Here is a 15853-nt window from a genome sequence, read left to right as displayed (position 1 = left end):
CGAAGCACCCTCCCAAAGACAGCAGCCCCCAGCAGACGGCACCACCACCGCCGGGCAACGAGCACCACACCGGCCCACTGAAAACCGGTGCCGCGTCGCCAGACCCCCGTGCGATGCTCGGGCTCGTGGAGACCAGATCCGTCAGCCCGGTGTTCGTCGGCCGCACCGAAGAGCTTCAGACGCTGAACGATGCGCTCGCCCGCGCCGCCGCGGGCGAGCCGCAGGCGCTGCTGATCGGCGGGGAGGCCGGGGTCGGCAAGACCCGGCTGGTCGAGGAGTTCGCCACGGCGGCCTGCCGCGCGGGCGCCGTCGTCGCGCTCGGCGGCTGTGTCGAGATCGGTGCCGACGGGCTGCCCTTCGCACCGTTCTCCACCGCCCTGCGCGCCCTGCGCCGTGAACTGCCCGACCAGCTCGCCGCCGCGGCCGCCGGCCAGGAGGAGGAACTCACCCGGCTCCTGCCCGAGCTGGGCGAAGCCTCCGGAGGGCGGCACGACGAGGAGGGCATGGCCCGCCTCTTCGAACTCACCGCCCGCGTCCTGGAGCGCGTCGCCGCCGACCGCACCGTCGTCGTCGCCCTGGAGGACCTGCACTGGGCCGACGCCTCCACCCGGCACCTCCTCGCCTACCTCTTCCGCACCCTGCGCACCGGCCGCCTCGTCGTCCTCGCCACCTACCGCGCCGACGACATCCACCGCCGCCACCCGCTGCGCCCCCTGCTCGCCGAACTAGACCGGCTGCGCACCGTCCGCCGTGTCGAACTCGCCCGCTTCAACCGGGAGGAGGTCGGCCGCCAGATAGCCGGCATCCTCGCCGCCGAACCCGACCCCACCCAGGTCGACGACATCTTCGAACGCTCCGACGGCAACGCCTTCTTCGTCGAGGAACTCGCCGTCTGCGCCACCGAGGGCTGCGGCACGGGCCTCACCGACTCCCTCCGGGACCTGCTGCTGGTCCGTGTCGAGGGACTGCCCGAGATCGCCCAGCGGGTCGCCCGGATCGTCGCCGAGGGCGGCTCCACCGTCGAGTACCGGCTGCTCGCCGCCGTCGCCTGGCTCGCCGAGGACGACCTCATCGAGGCGCTGCGGGCCGCCGTGAACGCCAACATCCTGCTGGCCACGCCCGCCGGCGACGGCTACCGCTTCCGCCACTCCCTGGTCCGCGAGGCCGTCAGCGACGACCTGCTGCCCGGCGAACGCTCCCGCCTCAACCGCCGCTACGCCGAGGCCCTGGAGGCCGGCCCGGCGCTGGTCCCCGCCGAAGAGCGCGTGATGCGCCTGGCCAGCTACTGGTACCACGCCCACAACGCCGCCAAGGCCCTCCCCGCCGTCCTGGACGCCTCCGTCGAGGCCCGCTCCCGCCACGCCTACAGCGAGCAACTCCGGCTCCTGGAGCGGGCGATGGAGCTGTGGGACACCGCCCCCGAGGACGTACGGGACCAGCTGCGGCCCATCGACTACACCGAGGTCTACCCTCCCTGCGGCTGCGACCCCGCCACCACACCGCTGCGCTACGTCGACCTCATGGCCGAGGCGGCGGTGGCGGGCCGGCTGAGCGGTGAGCGCGAGCGCGCCCTGAAGATCACCAAGCGGGCGCTGCACCTCCTGGAGGACGAGGGCGACCCCCTGCGCGCCGCCTGGTTCTGGACACAGCGCTCCATGCTGGTGCAGAGCCAGGGCCGTGGTGACGGCTGGAATGAACTCGCCACCGCCCAGGAACTGGTGCGAGGCCTGCCGCCTTCGGAGGTGCACGCCGAGGTGCTGGCCGCCGTCGCCGGCTGGTCGATGCTGCGCGCACCCGGTCCGGACGCCTTTCACGCGGCCGAGCGCGCAGTGGAGTACGCGCGCATGGTGGGTGCCCGGGAGACGGAGATGAACGCGCGGCTCACGCTCGGCGGCTTGATGGTCGACGCGGGTGACGCCGACGCGGGACTCGCGGCAATGTACGAGGTCAAGGAACGGGCGGTGGAGGACGGCATCGCCTATGTCGCGGGGCGCGCCTACGTCAACCTGCCTTCGGAGCTCGACTCGGTGGGGCGTTCACGCGAGGCGGTCCCGATCCTGGAGGAGGGGATCGTCTACACGCGGAGGTTCGGGCTGCTGAACTCCGAGGCCTGGGTGTGGGCCAACCTCTCCAACTCGCTGTACGCGCTCGGCCGTTGGGACGAGGCGGCCGAGGCCGCGGAGAACACACTGCGCTGGGGACGAAACGCCAAACCCCAGGGCACGGGAGCCATGTGCCTGGCCCAGGTCGCCCTGGGCCGGGGCGATGTGGCCGAGGCTGCCCGCCAACTGGACGGCGCCCACGGATACTTCGGCACTCACGACCCCATGCCTCAGCAGTCGCTGCCCCTTTCCTGCCTCGCGGTCGGCGTCGCGGCTGCCGAGGGCCGGCTCCTCGACGCCCGCGCTGAACTCGCCCGCGTCCTCACCACTGACCTCCCGCCCGGCACCCAGGACTACGGTTGGCCCCTGCTCCTCACCGCCGCCGTCGCCGAGGCCGACGCCCGTGCCGTGCCGGCCGTGGCACGGGGCCGCGCCGAGGCTCTCGAACGCCTCCGCGAGGCCGCCAAGAAGACCACCACCGGCGCCCCCGTCTGGCTCGCCCACGAGCAGTGGGTCCGCGCCGAACTCGCCCGCGCCGAGGGCCGCGACACCGCCGACACCTGGTCCGACGTTGTCACCGCCTTCGAATGCCTGGACCGCCCCTACGACCTCGCCCGCGTCCGCCACCGCCTCGCCGAAGCCCTGCTCGCGGCCGGCGGCGACGACGAGCGCGACCGCGCCACCGAGCTGCTGCGCCTGGCCCACGCCGTGGCCGGCCACCTCGGCGCCCGCCCGCTCGCCGATGCCGTCGCCCTGCTCGCGCAGCGCGCCCGCCTCGCCCTGAACCACGTCCCGGAGCAGCGGCCCGCCGACCCCGTCGAGGCCCTCGGCCTCACCGGCCGGGAACGCGACGTCCTGCGCCTGGTCGCCGCCGGCCGCACCAATCGCCAGATCGCGGAGGAACTCTTCATCTCCCCGAAGACGGCCAGCGTCCACGTCTCGAACATTCTGGCCAAGCTCGGCGTCTCAGGAAGGGGAGAGGCGGCGGCGATGGCGCACCGGTTGAGCCTCTTCCCGCCGGAGGACGCCGACCGGCTGATCGCCGGATGACGGAGCAGCCACTGAAGGGAGCGCGATGTTCAACGCCTTCGAGGAACTCTTCGCACCCAGCCGCAAACACACCCACGACGAAGAGAAGCGACTGGAACTGACCCGCGAGGACGTCGGGGACAACGACCCCGGGCGCGGGCCGATAGATCTCGAGTCCGGGAAGGTGGTCGTACGGCCGCCCCAGCAGGAGGACGAGACACCTCCCGCCGACGAGTGAGCCCCGGAAGTCCTAGCCGACCTGCAGCTCCAGTATTCGGTCGTCCCCGGACTTCGGGTTTCCCCGCCCGTCCGTGTTGCTGGTCGTCAGCCACAGCTTGTCGCCGCCCGCCGGGACCACCGTACGAAGTCGGCCGTACTCGCCGGTGAGGAACGCCTGCGGGGCCGCCGAGGCCTCCGTGCCCTTCAGGGGGATGCGCCACAGGCGCCGGCCCTTCAGAGCCGCCATCCAGATCGAGCCCTCGGCGTAGGCGATGCCGCTGGGGGAGGCGTCGTCCGTGTGCCACTGGGCTATCGGGTTGTGGAACTCGGGGTCGGACGACTTGCCCTCGGCGTCCGGCCAGCCGTAGTTGTCGCCCGGCTTGATCGCGTTCAGCTCGTCCCAGGTGTCCTGGCCGAACTCCGAGGCGAACAGGCGCTGTTCGGGGTCCCAGGCCAGGCCCTGCACATTGCGGTGGCCGTAGGTGTAGACGGGGGAGTCCGGGAACGGGTTGCCGGGGGCCGGATCGCCCTCCGGGGTCAGGCGGAGGATCTTGCCGCCCAGGGAGTTCTTGTCCTGGGCGAGGCCGCGGTTCCCGCTTTCGCCGGTGCCCGCGTACAGCATCTTGTCCGGGCCGAAGGCGATCCGGCCGCCGTTGTGGATATAGCCCTTGGGGATGCCCTTGAAGATCGTGTCGGGCGCGCCCAGCTGTTCGCCGGACGGCTTCTTCGCGTCGTACAGCATGCGGACGATGCGGTTGTCCGAGGCCGAGGTGAAGTACGCGTAGATCATGTGGTCCGAGGCGTAGTCCGGCGAGAGCGCGATGCCGAGGAGGCCGCCCTCTCCCGCGGGGGAGACCCCGGACACCTTGCCCAGCTCGGTCTTCCGGCCCGTCTTCTCGTCGACCTTCGTGATCGTCCCCTGGTCCCGGGAGGAGACGAGCAGGCTCCCGCCGGGCAGCGGGGCGAGGCCCCAGGGGGTGTTGAGGCCGGTGCTGACCGTGCGCAGCACCTTGACGGAGCCCTTGGCGGGCGGGGCCTGTTCGGCGGCCTGTTCCGACGGGGACGAGTTCGCGGTGGTGCTCCCCGGCGCCGTACTGTCACCGCTGCCCCCGGACCCTCCGCCGGAGGAACAGCCGGCCGTCAGCAGGAGCGCGGTCGTGGCCAGCACGGCCGGCACAGCTCGTCGTAGCACGATCTTGGTCCCTTCGGGCGGCGGTCCAGCGGCAGGTTCTACTTGTCTTACACCGCTCGCGCCTCGCAGGTTCCCGGTCGGGCGATCCCGGGTCTCCGGCACCGCGCCCACCCGCTGCTTTCGGACCTGCGACCGCTGTCTTTCAGTCCCAGGATCCCCGTGCGCCCGGCAGCTCCGCCACTTCGGACAGATCCTCCGGCGTCAGCCGCAGAGCCGTGGACGCCGCGTTCTCCGTCGCCCAGCGCTCCTGTTTGGTGCCCGGGACCGGGACCACGTGCCGCCCCTGCGCCAGCACCCAGGCCAGGGCCACCTGGGCGGGCGTGACCTCGTCGCCGTGCCGGGCCGCGATCCGGCGCAGGCCGGCCACGATCGGCTGGTTCGCGGCCATCATCTCGGCGGTGAAGCGGGGGTGGCGGGCGCGCACGTCGTCCGGTTCGAAGCCCTGGCCGGGGGTGAGTGTTCCGGTCAGGAAGCCGTTGCCGAGCGGCATCGCGGCCAGGAAGCCGACGCCGCGCGCCTCGCACCACGGCAGCAGCGACTCCAGCGCCTCCGGCGACCACACCGACAACTCGGCCTCCACCGCGCTCACCGGGAACACCTGCTGCACCCGCTGCAGCTGCCTGATCGTCGCGTCGTGCAGCCGCCCGCCGGAACGGCGGCCACCCCGGGCGCCGACCGCGCACAGCCCCAACGCCCTTACCTTTCCGGCCTGGACGAGCTCCGCCATCGCGCCCCATGTCTCCTCGACGGGGACCTCGGGGTCCTCACGGTGCAGCTGGTAGAGGTCGATGACGTCCGTCTGCAGCCGCCGCAGGGACGCGTCGCAGGCGCGCTTCACATAGCCGGGGCGGCCGTTGGCCACGATGTGCTGTTCACCCACCAGCAGCCCGACCTTCGTGGACACGAAGGCGTCCTCGCGGCGCTCCTTCAACGCCCGCCCCACCAGCAGCTCGTTGGTGAACGGGCCGTACATGTCGGCCGTGTCGAGAAGCGTCGAGCCCGCGTCCAGCGCCCGGTGCACCGCCCTGAGCGACGCGTCGCCCCGCTGCCGCGACCCGCTGTACGCCCAGCTCATCGGCATGCACCCGAGTCCGACGGCCCCCACCGCGAGTGCCCCCGCGCCGATCGTCCTGCGCTCCACCTGCTCGTGACCCTCCCTCTCCGGCCCCCAACCTAACCTCTGCACTCCCGTGGGCCTGACATAGCCTCCTGACATGACTGCTGACGTGTGGCTTTCCATCCCGCCCGACACCATCGAGGGGCTTCCCGAAGGCCCCAACTACCGCTTCTGGGACGGCGACGACGAGTTCCCCGCGGACCCGGCCGACTGCGTCTACTACGTCGTTCCCTACATGAAGCCCAGTGAGGTGGGCGTACGTCCGCTGCCCCAGTTGAGTGGCGTGCAGGTCGTACAGACCCTGTCGGCCGGCATCGACAGCCTGGAGCCCGGTCTGAAGCATCTGCGTCCCGGCGTGCAGGTGTGCAACGCGCGCGGGGTGCACGAGGCGAGCACCGCCGAGCTCGCGCTCACGCTGATCCTCGCGTCGCTGCGCGGCGTCCCCGACTTCGTGCGCGCCCAGGGCCGCGGGGAGTGGCTCGGCGGGTTCCGGCCCGCGCTGGCCGACAAGAACGTCCTCATCGTGGGGTACGGGTCGATCGGATCCGCCATCGAGGACCGGCTCGTTCCGTTCGAGGTGGCGCGGGTGGCGCGCGTCGCGCGCTCTGAGCGCACCACGGCGCGCGGCCCGGTGCATCCGCTCACCGATCTGCCCGCCCTGCTCCCCGAAGCGGATGTCGTCGTCCTGGTCACCCCCCTCACCGAGGCCACCCGCGGCCTCGCAGGCGCCGACTTCCTTGCACGGATGAAGGACGGCGCGCTCCTCGTGAATGTTTCCCGCGGCCCCGTCGTCGACACCAAGGCCCTGCTCGCCGAAGTGGAGACCGGCCGCATCACCGCCGCCCTCGATGTCACCGACCCCGAGCCGCTGCCCCGCGAACACCCCTTGTGGCGCGCGCCCGGAGTCCTCATCAGCCCCCATGTCGGCGGCCCCACGTCCGCGTTCCTGCCCCGCGCCAAGCGACTGCTGGTGGACCAGTTGACCCGATTCGTGAACCGGGAGCCGCTGCGCAACGTGATCCTTACGACAGGCGCAACCGGCGCGTGACCCCGACGACTTGAGCGTCCCGCTCGCGCCCCGCGCGACGGGCGCAACGGGCGTGTAATCCGTTTCCGGTACCCTCCGCAACCTTGCGGACGCGGTCCGTGCTCACATTCCCGCTGGTCGTCACGGAGCGTAGAGGAACTATGTCCCTGAGTGACGAGACTGGTGTATCGTCCCGAGCAGGGGATGCGCCGCGCACCGTTCGGCGCCGGGGATGAACATTTCAGACTGTGAGGGGGGCGACGGGCGATGCACGGCCTATGGGCGAGCGATCCGACGCGACGGGGCCGCCGGAGGCGACCCTGGCGTACGGCCGCGCGCAGACGCGGTCACCACGGCAGTCACAGCTGCCGCCACAGCCATCACCACCGCAGGCACAGCAGCCGCCGGAGGCATGCGCACCCAGCGCGCCGGGAGCCGAGGGACCTGGGAGCGACGCGGACCGGGTGGGCCCGGTGAGCTCGCCCCTGCCTCCCACGGCCACCCTCGACGGAGTGCTGCGGGTACCGCCTTCGCCAGGGACACTGCTGCCGCGTCCGCCGGCCACCGGCCGGGGACCCGGCCTGGTCCCCCAACTCGTCCTGGCCCTGGTCTGCGCGGGATACGCCGTCGGTTCCGCGCTCGACTGGGGTTCGGACGACATCGCGCTGATCATGGGTGACTTCGGCCTGAGCGCCGCGGCGGGCACCGCCGCCGTGTCGCTGTTCCTGTACGCCCGCAGCCGCCGTGTCCGCTTTCGACCCGCCTGGATGCTGTTCGCCCTCTCCTCGGCGATGGCCGCCCTGGGCAACGCGGTCTGGGGGTGGTATGAGGTGGTCCTGGGGCAGCAGGTGCCGACTCCCAGCTATGCCGACCTGTTCTTCCTGTGCTTCGCCCCGCCCGCGATCGTGGGGCTCCTGGTGCTCGCCAAGCGACCGGTGACAAAGGCCGGTTGGGTCTGCCTCGCGCTCGACGCCTGGCTGATCGGCGGCTCGCTGCTCACGCTGTCGTGGAGCCTGGCGCTCGCCCAGGCGGCCAAGTTCGACGGGCCGAGCGTCGCGCACACCGCGCTGTCGCTCGCGTACCCGCTGCTGGACATCGCCCTGGTCAGCATGGTGCTCGCGCTGCACTTCAGGCGCTCTGCGGTGAACCGCACGGCGGTCAACACCGCCATCGGCGCGCTGGCGCTGACGGTGATGTGCGACGCCCTGTTCACCTCGCCGCTGCTGCACAACAGCTACCACTCGGGCCAGTTGCTCGACGCGGGCTGGTTCGCCGGCTCCCTGCTCCTCGCGTACGCCCCCTGGGCCGCGCCCCGGCTCGGGCAGCAGCCCGAGGCCGACAGGTGCGACATCGACGGGCACACGCGCGTGGTGCACGAGCACATGCCCGGCCAGCGGGGTGGCACGCACCAGCACCACCCGGCCCCACAGGGAGGTGATCACAGCCGGTATCCGGCCGCCCGGCCCATCGCCGGTTCCCTGGCCGCCCTCACGCCCTATCTCGCCGCCGCCGTCTGCACGCTGGGGATCCTCTACACCGTCCTCAACGGCCACCGGGTCGACCGCGTGGTGCTCCTCACCGGCGGTACGGTCGTGCTCGCTCTAGTGGTGCGCCAGGGCATCATGCTGCTCGACAACATCACCCTCACCCAGGAACTGGCACAGAAGGAGAACCACTTCCGCTCCCTGGTGCAGGGCTCCAGCGACGTCATCATGATCGCCGCGCCCAACGGCATCCTCCGGTACGTCTCCCCGGCCGCCGCCGGGGTCTACGGACGGCCCGCGGAGGAGCTGGTGGGAACAGAACTGGCCAATCTCATCCACCCGGAGGACCTGGGCTGCGTGGTGCACGAGGTGCGCCGCTTCCTCGCCGCCAGCCCGCTCGAGGAACCCACTACGCGCATCGAATGCCGCTTCCGCTCGGGCCACGGCGGCTGGCTCAACGTCGAGTCCACCGTCAACCGCCACCACGGCGGCCTCATCTTCAACAGCCGGGACGTGACCGAAAGAGTGCGCCTGCAGGCGCAGCTGCAGCACAACGCCGAGCACGACCCGCTCACCGACCTGCCCAACCGCGCCCTGTTCACCAAGCGCGTCCAGCAGGCCCTGTCCGGCCGGCGCGCCTCCGACCGGGTGGCCCTGCGGGGCACGGCCGTCCTCTTCATCGACCTCGACGGCTTCAAGGCCGTCAACGACACGATCGGGCACCAGGCCGGGGACGAGCTGCTCGTCCAGGCCGCCCGCAGACTCCAGGACGCGGTTCGGCACGGGGACACCGCCTCCCGGCTCGGCGGTGACGAGTTCGCGGCGCTGATCGTGGGTGACGGCACCCGTGACCGCTCCGCGCGCGAACGTCACATCCTGGAGCTCGCCGACCGCCTCAGGATCACGCTCTCGCAGCCGTACCTCATCGACGGCAACGATGTCCGGGTGGCGGCCTCCATCGGCGTCGCCTTCGCCGAACCGGGCCTCGGCGCGGGTGAGTTGCTGCGCAACGCCGACCTCGCCATGTACCGCGCCAAGGCGGCCGGCAAGGGGCGCGTCGAGCTGTACGCGCCACAGATGCAGCAGGACGTCGTACGCAAGGCGGAGCTCGCCACGCGGCTGCGTGCCGCACTTCACGACGGCGAGTTCCAGCTGCTGCACCAGCCCGTGGTCTGCCTGGAGAACGGCCGGATCGGCTCGGTCGAGGCACTGGCGCGCTGGCGGTCCTCGCAGGGGGTGCTGTTCACCCCGGCCGAGTTCCTGCGTGTCGCCGAGGACAGCGACAGAACCGCCGAGCTGGGCCGCTGGATGCTGGAGGAGGCCGTCGAGCAGGCCGCCGAGCGCACCGCGACCGGGCTGGCCGTGCCCGTGGCGGTCCGGGTGAGTGCCCGGCGCCTCCTTGACCGGTCGATGCCGCTCGGCTCGATCGAGGCCCTGCTGACCCGGCACGGGCTGCCGTCCGGGTCGCTGGTGATCGAGCTGGCCGACGCCGACCCCCGGGTCTCCCTGGACGAGCTGGAGCGACGCCTGGGCGCCCTGCGCAGGCTCGGCGTCCGGATCGCCCTGGACGGCTTCGGCAGCGGCTACGCGGCGATCACGGCACTGCGCAGACTCCCCGTCGACGTGCTGAAACTCGACCGCAGTCTGGTCGAGGGCGTGGTGGAGTCCGCACGGCTGCACAAGATCACCAGCGGGCTGCTCAGGATCGCCGGCGACCTCGGGCTGCAGTCCGTGGCCGACGGCGTGGACCTGCCCGAGCAGGTCGTGGCGCTACGCGCGATGGGCTGCACACACGGACAGGGCATGGCGTTCTCCGGTCCGCTGGACGAGTACCGGCTGCGCCGGGCGCTCGCTTCCGGCCACTATCCGGTGCCGCACGGGCCGATCGAGCCGGCGTTCGCGGGAGGCGGCGCAGGGGTGTACACAAGTGGTGTGCCTGCTGTTCTGGGAGGCGGAAGTGCCCTCCGCTCACATAATGAGACTCCCGTCCCACCCACTTGACACGTGGTGCGCGCTGGGGAGAGGGTCAGTGCCATGCGCACCCGAATTCTCGTACTTGGAAAGCGCGTCGGCTGAGCTGGTGATGTCCGGACGGACCCGGAACTCCCAGCGACCACACCCGGCGCGCTCCCCTCGCTTGCCTTATGGCACGAGGGGTTTTTTGTTGCACAGGCACCATTCGTGCAGCGCTTGAACACCGTACAAACCTCGCAAAAACCCTCAGCATCGAGAAGAGACTGACGATGACCGAGCAGGCCACCGGGGCCCATCCGCAGCCGCGGCCCCGATCCGGAGGACAGCAGTCCGCCCCCGAGCACGTCACGGGCGCGAAGTCCCTCATCCGCTCTCTCGAGGAGGTCGGGGCCGACACGGTATTCGGCATTCCCGGCGGTGCGATCCTTCCCGCGTACGACCCGATGATGGACTCCACCCGGGTGCGTCACGTCCTGGTCCGCCACGAGCAGGGCGCCGGACACGCGGCGACGGGTTACGCGCAGGCCACCGGCAAGGTCGGTGTCTGCATGGCGACCTCCGGCCCGGGTGCCACCAACCTGGTGACGCCGATCGCCGACGCGCACATGGACTCGGTGCCGCTCGTGGCGATCACCGGCCAGGTCGCGTCCAAGGCGATCGGTACGGACGCCTTCCAGGAGGCGGACATCGTCGGCATCACCATGCCGATCACCAAGCACAACTTCCTGGTCACCAAGGCCGAGGACATCCCGCGGGTGATCGCGCAGGCCTTCCACATCGCCTCCACCGGCCGTCCCGGCCCGGTCCTGGTCGACATCGCGAAGGACGCGCTGCAGGCGCAGACGACCTTCTCCTGGCCGCCGGTCATGGACCTGCCCGGCTACCGCCCGGTGACCAAGCCGCACGCCAAGCAGATCCGCGAGGCCGCCAAGCTGATCACCTCCGCCAAGCGGCCCGTCCTCTACGTCGGCGGCGGTGTCATCAAGGCACACGCCACCGCCGAGCTCAAGGTTCTCGCCGAGCTCACCGGAGCGCCCGTCACCACCACCCTGATGGCGCTCGGCGCATTCCCCGACAGCCACCCGCTGCACGTGGGAATGCCGGGCATGCACGGTGCGGTCACCGCCGTCACCGCGCTGCAGAAGGCCGACCTGATCGTCGCCCTCGGAGCCCGCTTCGACGACCGCGTCACCGGCAAGCTGGACAGCTTCGCTCCGTACGCCAAGATCGTCCACGCCGACATCGACCCGGCCGAGATCGGCAAGAACCGTGCCGCGGACGTGCCGATCGTCGGGGACGCGCGCGAGGTCCTCGCCGACCTGATCCAGGCCGTCCAGAAGGAGCACAGCGAGGGGCACCAGGGGGACTACAGCGCCTGGTGGAAGGATCTGTCCCGCTGGCGCGACACCTACCCGCTGGGCTACGACCAGCCCGCGGACGGCTCGCTGTCCCCGCAGCAGGTGATCCAGCGGATCGGGCAACTCGCCCCGGAAGGCACGATCTTCGCGGCGGGCGTGGGCCAGCACCAGATGTGGGCCGCCCAGTTCATCCAGTACGAGAAGCCCGCGACCTGGCTGAACTCCGGCGGCGCCGGAACGATGGGCTACGCGGTCCCCGCCGCGATGGGCGCCAAGGCCGGCGCCCCGGACCAGACGGTCTGGGCGGTCGACGGCGACGGCTGCTTCCAGATGACCAATCAGGAGCTCACCACCTGCGCCCTGAACAACATCCCGATCAAGGTCGCCATCATCAACAACGGCGCCCTCGGGATGGTCCGCCAGTGGCAGACCCTCTTCTACAACCAGCGCTACTCCAACACCGTGCTGCACAGCGGCCCCGAGGCCGACGGCGCTGCATCCCATAGCGGCTCCGCCGCGGGGCCCAGCGCCGGCACCCGCGTCCCCGACTTCGTGAAGCTGTCGGAGGCGATGGGCTGCTACGCGATCCGCTGCGAGTCCCCCGAGGACCTCGACAAGGTCATCGAAGAGGCGAACTCCATCAACGACCGCCCCGTCGTCATCGACTTCATCGTCCATGAGGACGCGATGGTGTGGCCGATGGTCGCCGCCGGCACCTCGAACGACACGATCATGGCCGCCCGGGACGTCCGCCCCGACTTCGGCGACAACGAAGACGACTGAGCCAGAGAGACGTAAACAGACCATGTCCAAGCACACGCTCTCCGTCCTGGTGGAGAACACCCCGGGCATCCTGGCCCGGATCGCCGCCCTCTTCTCCCGCCGCGGCTTCAACATCGACTCGCTCGCGGTCGGCGTCACCGAGCACCCCGACATCTCCCGCATCACCATCGTGGTGGGAGTCGAGGACCTGCCGCTGGAGCAGGTGACCAAGCAGCTCAACAAGCTCGTCAACGTGCTGAAGATCGTCGAGCTGGAGCCCTCCCAGGCCGTTCAGCGCGAACTCGTCCTGGTGAAGGTGCGCGCCGACAACGAGACGCGCTCCCAGATCGTCGAGATCGTCCAGCTGTTCCGCGCCAAGACGGTCGACGTCTCCCCGGAGGCCGTCACCATCGAGGCCACCGGCAGCAGCGAGAAGCTGTCCGCCATGCTCAAGATGCTGGAGCCGTACGGCATCAAGGAGCTCGTCCAGTCCGGCACGATCGCCATCGGCCGCGGCGCCCGCTCCATCACGGACCGGTCGCTGCGCGCCCTCGACCGGTCGGCGTAACGACGGATTGGGGCGGCCGGGTGACACCGGCCGCCCGTATTCCGAGACCGCGAAACTTCGATTCCGCCCCCCGTCATACGGTGGGACGCAACACCTGCACTCAAGGAGAGAACCCAAAGTGGCCGAGCTGTTCTACGACGCCGACGCCGACCTGTCCATCATCCAGGGCCGCAAGGTCGCGGTCATCGGTTACGGCAGCCAGGGCCACGCCCACGCGCTGTCGCTCCGTGACTCGGGTGTCGACGTCCGTGTCGGTCTGCACGAGGGCTCCAAGTCCAAGGCGAAGGCCGAGGAGCAGGGCCTGCGCGTGGTGACGCCGTCCGAGGCCGCCGCCGAGGCCGACGTCATCATGATCCTGGTGCCGGACCCGATCCAGGCCCAGGTCTACGAGGAGTCCATCAAGGACAACCTCAAGGACGGCGACGCGCTGTTCTTCGGCCACGGCCTGAACATCCGCTTCGACTTCATCAAGCCCCCGGCCAATGTCGACGTGTGCATGGTCGCCCCGAAGGGCCCGGGCCACCTCGTCCGTCGTCAGTACGAGGAGGGCCGCGGCGTTCCGTGTATCGCGGCCGTCGAGCAGGACGCGACGGGCAACGCCTTCGCGCTCGCGCTGTCGTACGCCAAGGGCATCGGCGGCACCCGCGCCGGAGTCATCAAGACGACCTTCACCGAGGAGACCGAGACCGACCTGTTCGGTGAGCAGGCCGTTCTCTGCGGTGGTACGGCCGCGCTGGTCAAGGCCGGTTTCGAGACGCTGACCGAGGCCGGCTACCAGCCGGAGATCGCGTACTTCGAGTGCCTGCACGAGCTGAAGCTGATCGTGGACCTCATGTACGAGGGCGGCCTGGAGAAGATGCGCTGGTCGATCTCCGAGACCGCCGAGTGGGGCGACTACGTCACCGGCCCGCGGATCATCACCGACGCCACCAAGGCCGAGATGAAGAAGGTCCTCGCCGAGATCCAGGACGGCACCTTCGCCCGTGAGTGGATGGCCGAGTACCACGGTGGTCTGAAGAAGTACAACGAGTACAAGCAGCAGGACTCCGAGCACCTGCTGGAGACCACGGGCAAGCAGCTGCGCAAGCTGATGAGCTGGGTCGACGAGGAGGCGTGACCTCCGTGTCCCGTGGCGGTGCTCCCAGCCGGGGGTGCCGCCACGGGGCTTTGCCCCGGACCCCATACAAAGTGGAGTTGCACGTCCGGGTGATCCTTCCGCAGAGGCGTAAGACGATCGTCGCCGCGCCACTACACTGCCGTACTACATACGCGTCAGGCCCACAGCGTCGTGCGTCTCCAACGCGGCTAGCAAACCTCCACCGCCTGCGGCCGTCGGGACGGCCGTCCGCATTGGACTTGTGAGGACTCACGTGAGCTCGAAACCCGTCGTACTCATCGCTGAAGAGCTGTCGCCCGCGACCGTGGACGCGCTTGGCCCGGACTTCGAGATCCGGCACTGCAACGGAGCGGACCGAGCCGAACTGCTCCCGGCCATCGCCGACGTCGACGCCATCCTGATCCGCTCGGCCACCAAGGTCGACGCCGAGGCCATCGCCGCCGCGAACAAGCTGAAGGTCGTCGCACGAGCCGGCGTCGGCCTGGACAACGTGGACGTCTCCGCCGCCACCAAGGCCGGCGTGATGGTCGTCAACGCCCCCACCTCGAACATCGTGACCGCCGCCGAGCTGGCCTGCGGTCTCCTCGTCGCCACCGCCCGTCACATTCCGCAGGCCAACGCCGCGCTGAAGAACGGCGAGTGGAAGCGCAGCAAGTACACGGGCGTCGAGCTCGCCGAGAAGACCCTCGGTGTCGTCGGTCTCGGGCGGATCGGTGCGCTGGTCGCTCAGCGCATGTCCGGGTTCGGCATGAAGGTCGTCGCCTACGACCCCTACATCCAGCCCGCCCGCGCCGCGCAGATGGGCGTCAAGGTGCTGTCCCTCGACGAGCTGCTCGAGGTCTCCGACTTCATCACCGTCCACCTGCCCAAGACCCCCGAGACCGTCGGCCTCATCGGCGACGAGGCGCTGCGCAAGGTCAAGCCGAGCGTGCGCATCGTCAACGCCGCGCGCGGCGGCATCGTCGACGAGGAGGCGCTGTACTCGGCGCTGAAGGAGGGCCGCGTCGCGGGCGCCGGTCTGGACGTGTACGCGAAGGAGCCGTGCACCGACTCCCCGCTGTTCGAGTTCGACCAGGTCGTCGCCACCCCGCACCTCGGCGCCTCCACCGACGAGGCGCAGGAGAAGGCCGGTATCGCCGTCGCCCGCTCGGTGCGGCTCGCCCTCGCCGGTGAGCTCGTGCCCGACGCGGTGAACGTCCAGGGCGGTGTCATCGCCGAGGACGTCAAGCCCGGCCTGCCGCTTGCCGAGCGTCTCGGCCGGATCTTCACCGCACTCGCGGGCGAGGTCGCGGTCCGCCTCGACGTCGAGGTGTACGGCGAGATCACCCAGCACGACGTGAAGGTGCTGGAACTCAGCGCCCTCAAGGGTGTCTTCGAGGACGTCGTCGACGAGACGGTGTCGTACGTCAACGCCCCGCTGTTCGCGCAGGAGCGCGGCGTCGAGGTGCGGCTGACCACCAGCTCGGAGTCGGCCGACCACCGCAATGTCGTCACCGTGCGCGGCACGCTCTCGGGAGGCGAGGAGGTGTCGGTCTCCGGCACGCTGGCCGGGCCGAAGCACCTGCAGAAGATCGTGGCCGTCGGTGAGTACGACGTCGACCTCGCGCTCGCCGATCACATGGTGGTGCTGCGGTACGAGGACCGGCCCGGTGTTGTCGGTACGGTCGGTCGGATCTTCGGTGAGGCGGGGATCAACATCGCCGGTATGCAGGTTTCGCGGGCCGTTGCGGGTGGCGAGGCGCTTGCGGTGCTGACGGTGGACGACACGGTGCCCGTCGGGGTGCTGACCGAGGTCGAGGCGGAGATCGGGGCGACGTTCGCCCGTTCCGTGAACCTCGTCTGACAGATCACATAGAAGAGGGTGGCTGAACCCACGTGAGTCGGTTCAGCCACCCTCTTCTTTT

General features: G+C 70.5%; 10 protein-coding genes. 8 read left to right on the top strand and 2 right to left on the bottom strand.

All coding sequences use genetic code 11. The features are described 5' to 3' along the window. Window positions 1-113: 113 nt before the first annotated feature. Both P2Q00_RS40820 and P2Q00_RS40815 read left to right on the top strand, forming a co-directional pair. On the top strand, window positions 114-3152 hold the full coding sequence (locus P2Q00_RS40820) for a helix-turn-helix transcriptional regulator (RefSeq protein ID WP_275779627.1): 3039 nt from the start codon (window positions 114-116) through the stop codon (window positions 3150-3152). A 25-nt stretch (window positions 3153-3177) separates the two neighbouring features. Further along, window positions 3178-3369, top strand: coding sequence for a DUF6191 domain-containing protein (locus tag P2Q00_RS40815; protein WP_275779626.1), 192 nt, complete (start codon window positions 3178-3180; stop codon window positions 3367-3369). A 12-nt stretch (window positions 3370-3381) separates the two neighbouring features. On the opposite strand, the gene P2Q00_RS40810 is transcribed toward P2Q00_RS40815, so the two are convergent. Together P2Q00_RS40810 and P2Q00_RS40805 are read right to left on the bottom strand one after the other, a co-directional pair. Further along, on the bottom strand, window positions 3382-4527 hold the full coding sequence (locus P2Q00_RS40810) for a PQQ-dependent sugar dehydrogenase (RefSeq protein ID WP_275779830.1): 1146 nt from the start codon (window positions 4525-4527) through the stop codon (window positions 3382-3384). Between the two features lie 157 nt (window positions 4528-4684). Continuing rightward, window positions 4685-5683, bottom strand: a complete 999-nt coding sequence (locus P2Q00_RS40805; protein ID WP_275779624.1) for an aldo/keto reductase — start codon at window positions 5681-5683, stop codon at window positions 4685-4687. A gap of 73 nt (window positions 5684-5756) precedes the next feature. On the opposite strand from P2Q00_RS40805, the gene P2Q00_RS40800 reads away from it, so the two are divergent. The 6 genes from P2Q00_RS40800 (at window position 5757) to serA (ending at window position 15792) form a co-directional block, all read left to right on the top strand. Then, the gene (locus P2Q00_RS40800; RefSeq protein WP_275779623.1) at window positions 5757-6707 is read left to right on the top strand and encodes a 2-hydroxyacid dehydrogenase; all 951 of its coding nucleotides are present in this window, start codon (window positions 5757-5759) and stop codon (window positions 6705-6707) included. Window positions 6708-7159: 452 nt separating this feature from the next. After that, window positions 7160-10171, top strand: coding sequence for a putative bifunctional diguanylate cyclase/phosphodiesterase (locus tag P2Q00_RS40795; RefSeq protein WP_275779622.1), 3012 nt, complete (start codon window positions 7160-7162; stop codon window positions 10169-10171). Between the two features lie 242 nt (window positions 10172-10413). After that, on the top strand, window positions 10414-12285 hold the full coding sequence (locus P2Q00_RS40790) for an acetolactate synthase large subunit (protein WP_275779620.1): 1872 nt from the start codon (window positions 10414-10416) through the stop codon (window positions 12283-12285). A 22-nt stretch (window positions 12286-12307) separates the two neighbouring features. After that, window positions 12308-12832 carry an acetolactate synthase small subunit gene (ilvN, locus tag P2Q00_RS40785; RefSeq protein WP_030942875.1) on the top strand — a complete coding sequence of 175 codons (525 nt, stop codon included), beginning with the start codon at window positions 12308-12310 and terminating at the stop codon, window positions 12830-12832. 118 nt (window positions 12833-12950) lie between these two features. After that, a complete protein-coding gene (gene ilvC / locus P2Q00_RS40780; protein ID WP_275779617.1) occupies window positions 12951-13949 on the top strand; it encodes a ketol-acid reductoisomerase in 999 nt (332 codons plus the stop codon). Between the two features lie 253 nt (window positions 13950-14202). Further along, window positions 14203-15792, top strand: coding sequence for a phosphoglycerate dehydrogenase (gene serA / locus P2Q00_RS40775; RefSeq protein ID WP_275779616.1), 1590 nt, complete (start codon window positions 14203-14205; stop codon window positions 15790-15792). Window positions 15793-15853: the final 61 nt, after the last annotated feature.

The sequence above is a fragment of the Streptomyces coacervatus genome, assembly GCF_029223485.1.
In the GTDB taxonomy this organism is placed as follows: Bacteria; Actinomycetota; Actinomycetes; order Streptomycetales; family Streptomycetaceae; genus Streptomyces; species Streptomyces coacervatus.
The sequence above is the reverse complement of the archived record's forward strand: the minus strand, read 5'-3'. Positions and strand labels throughout refer to the sequence as shown.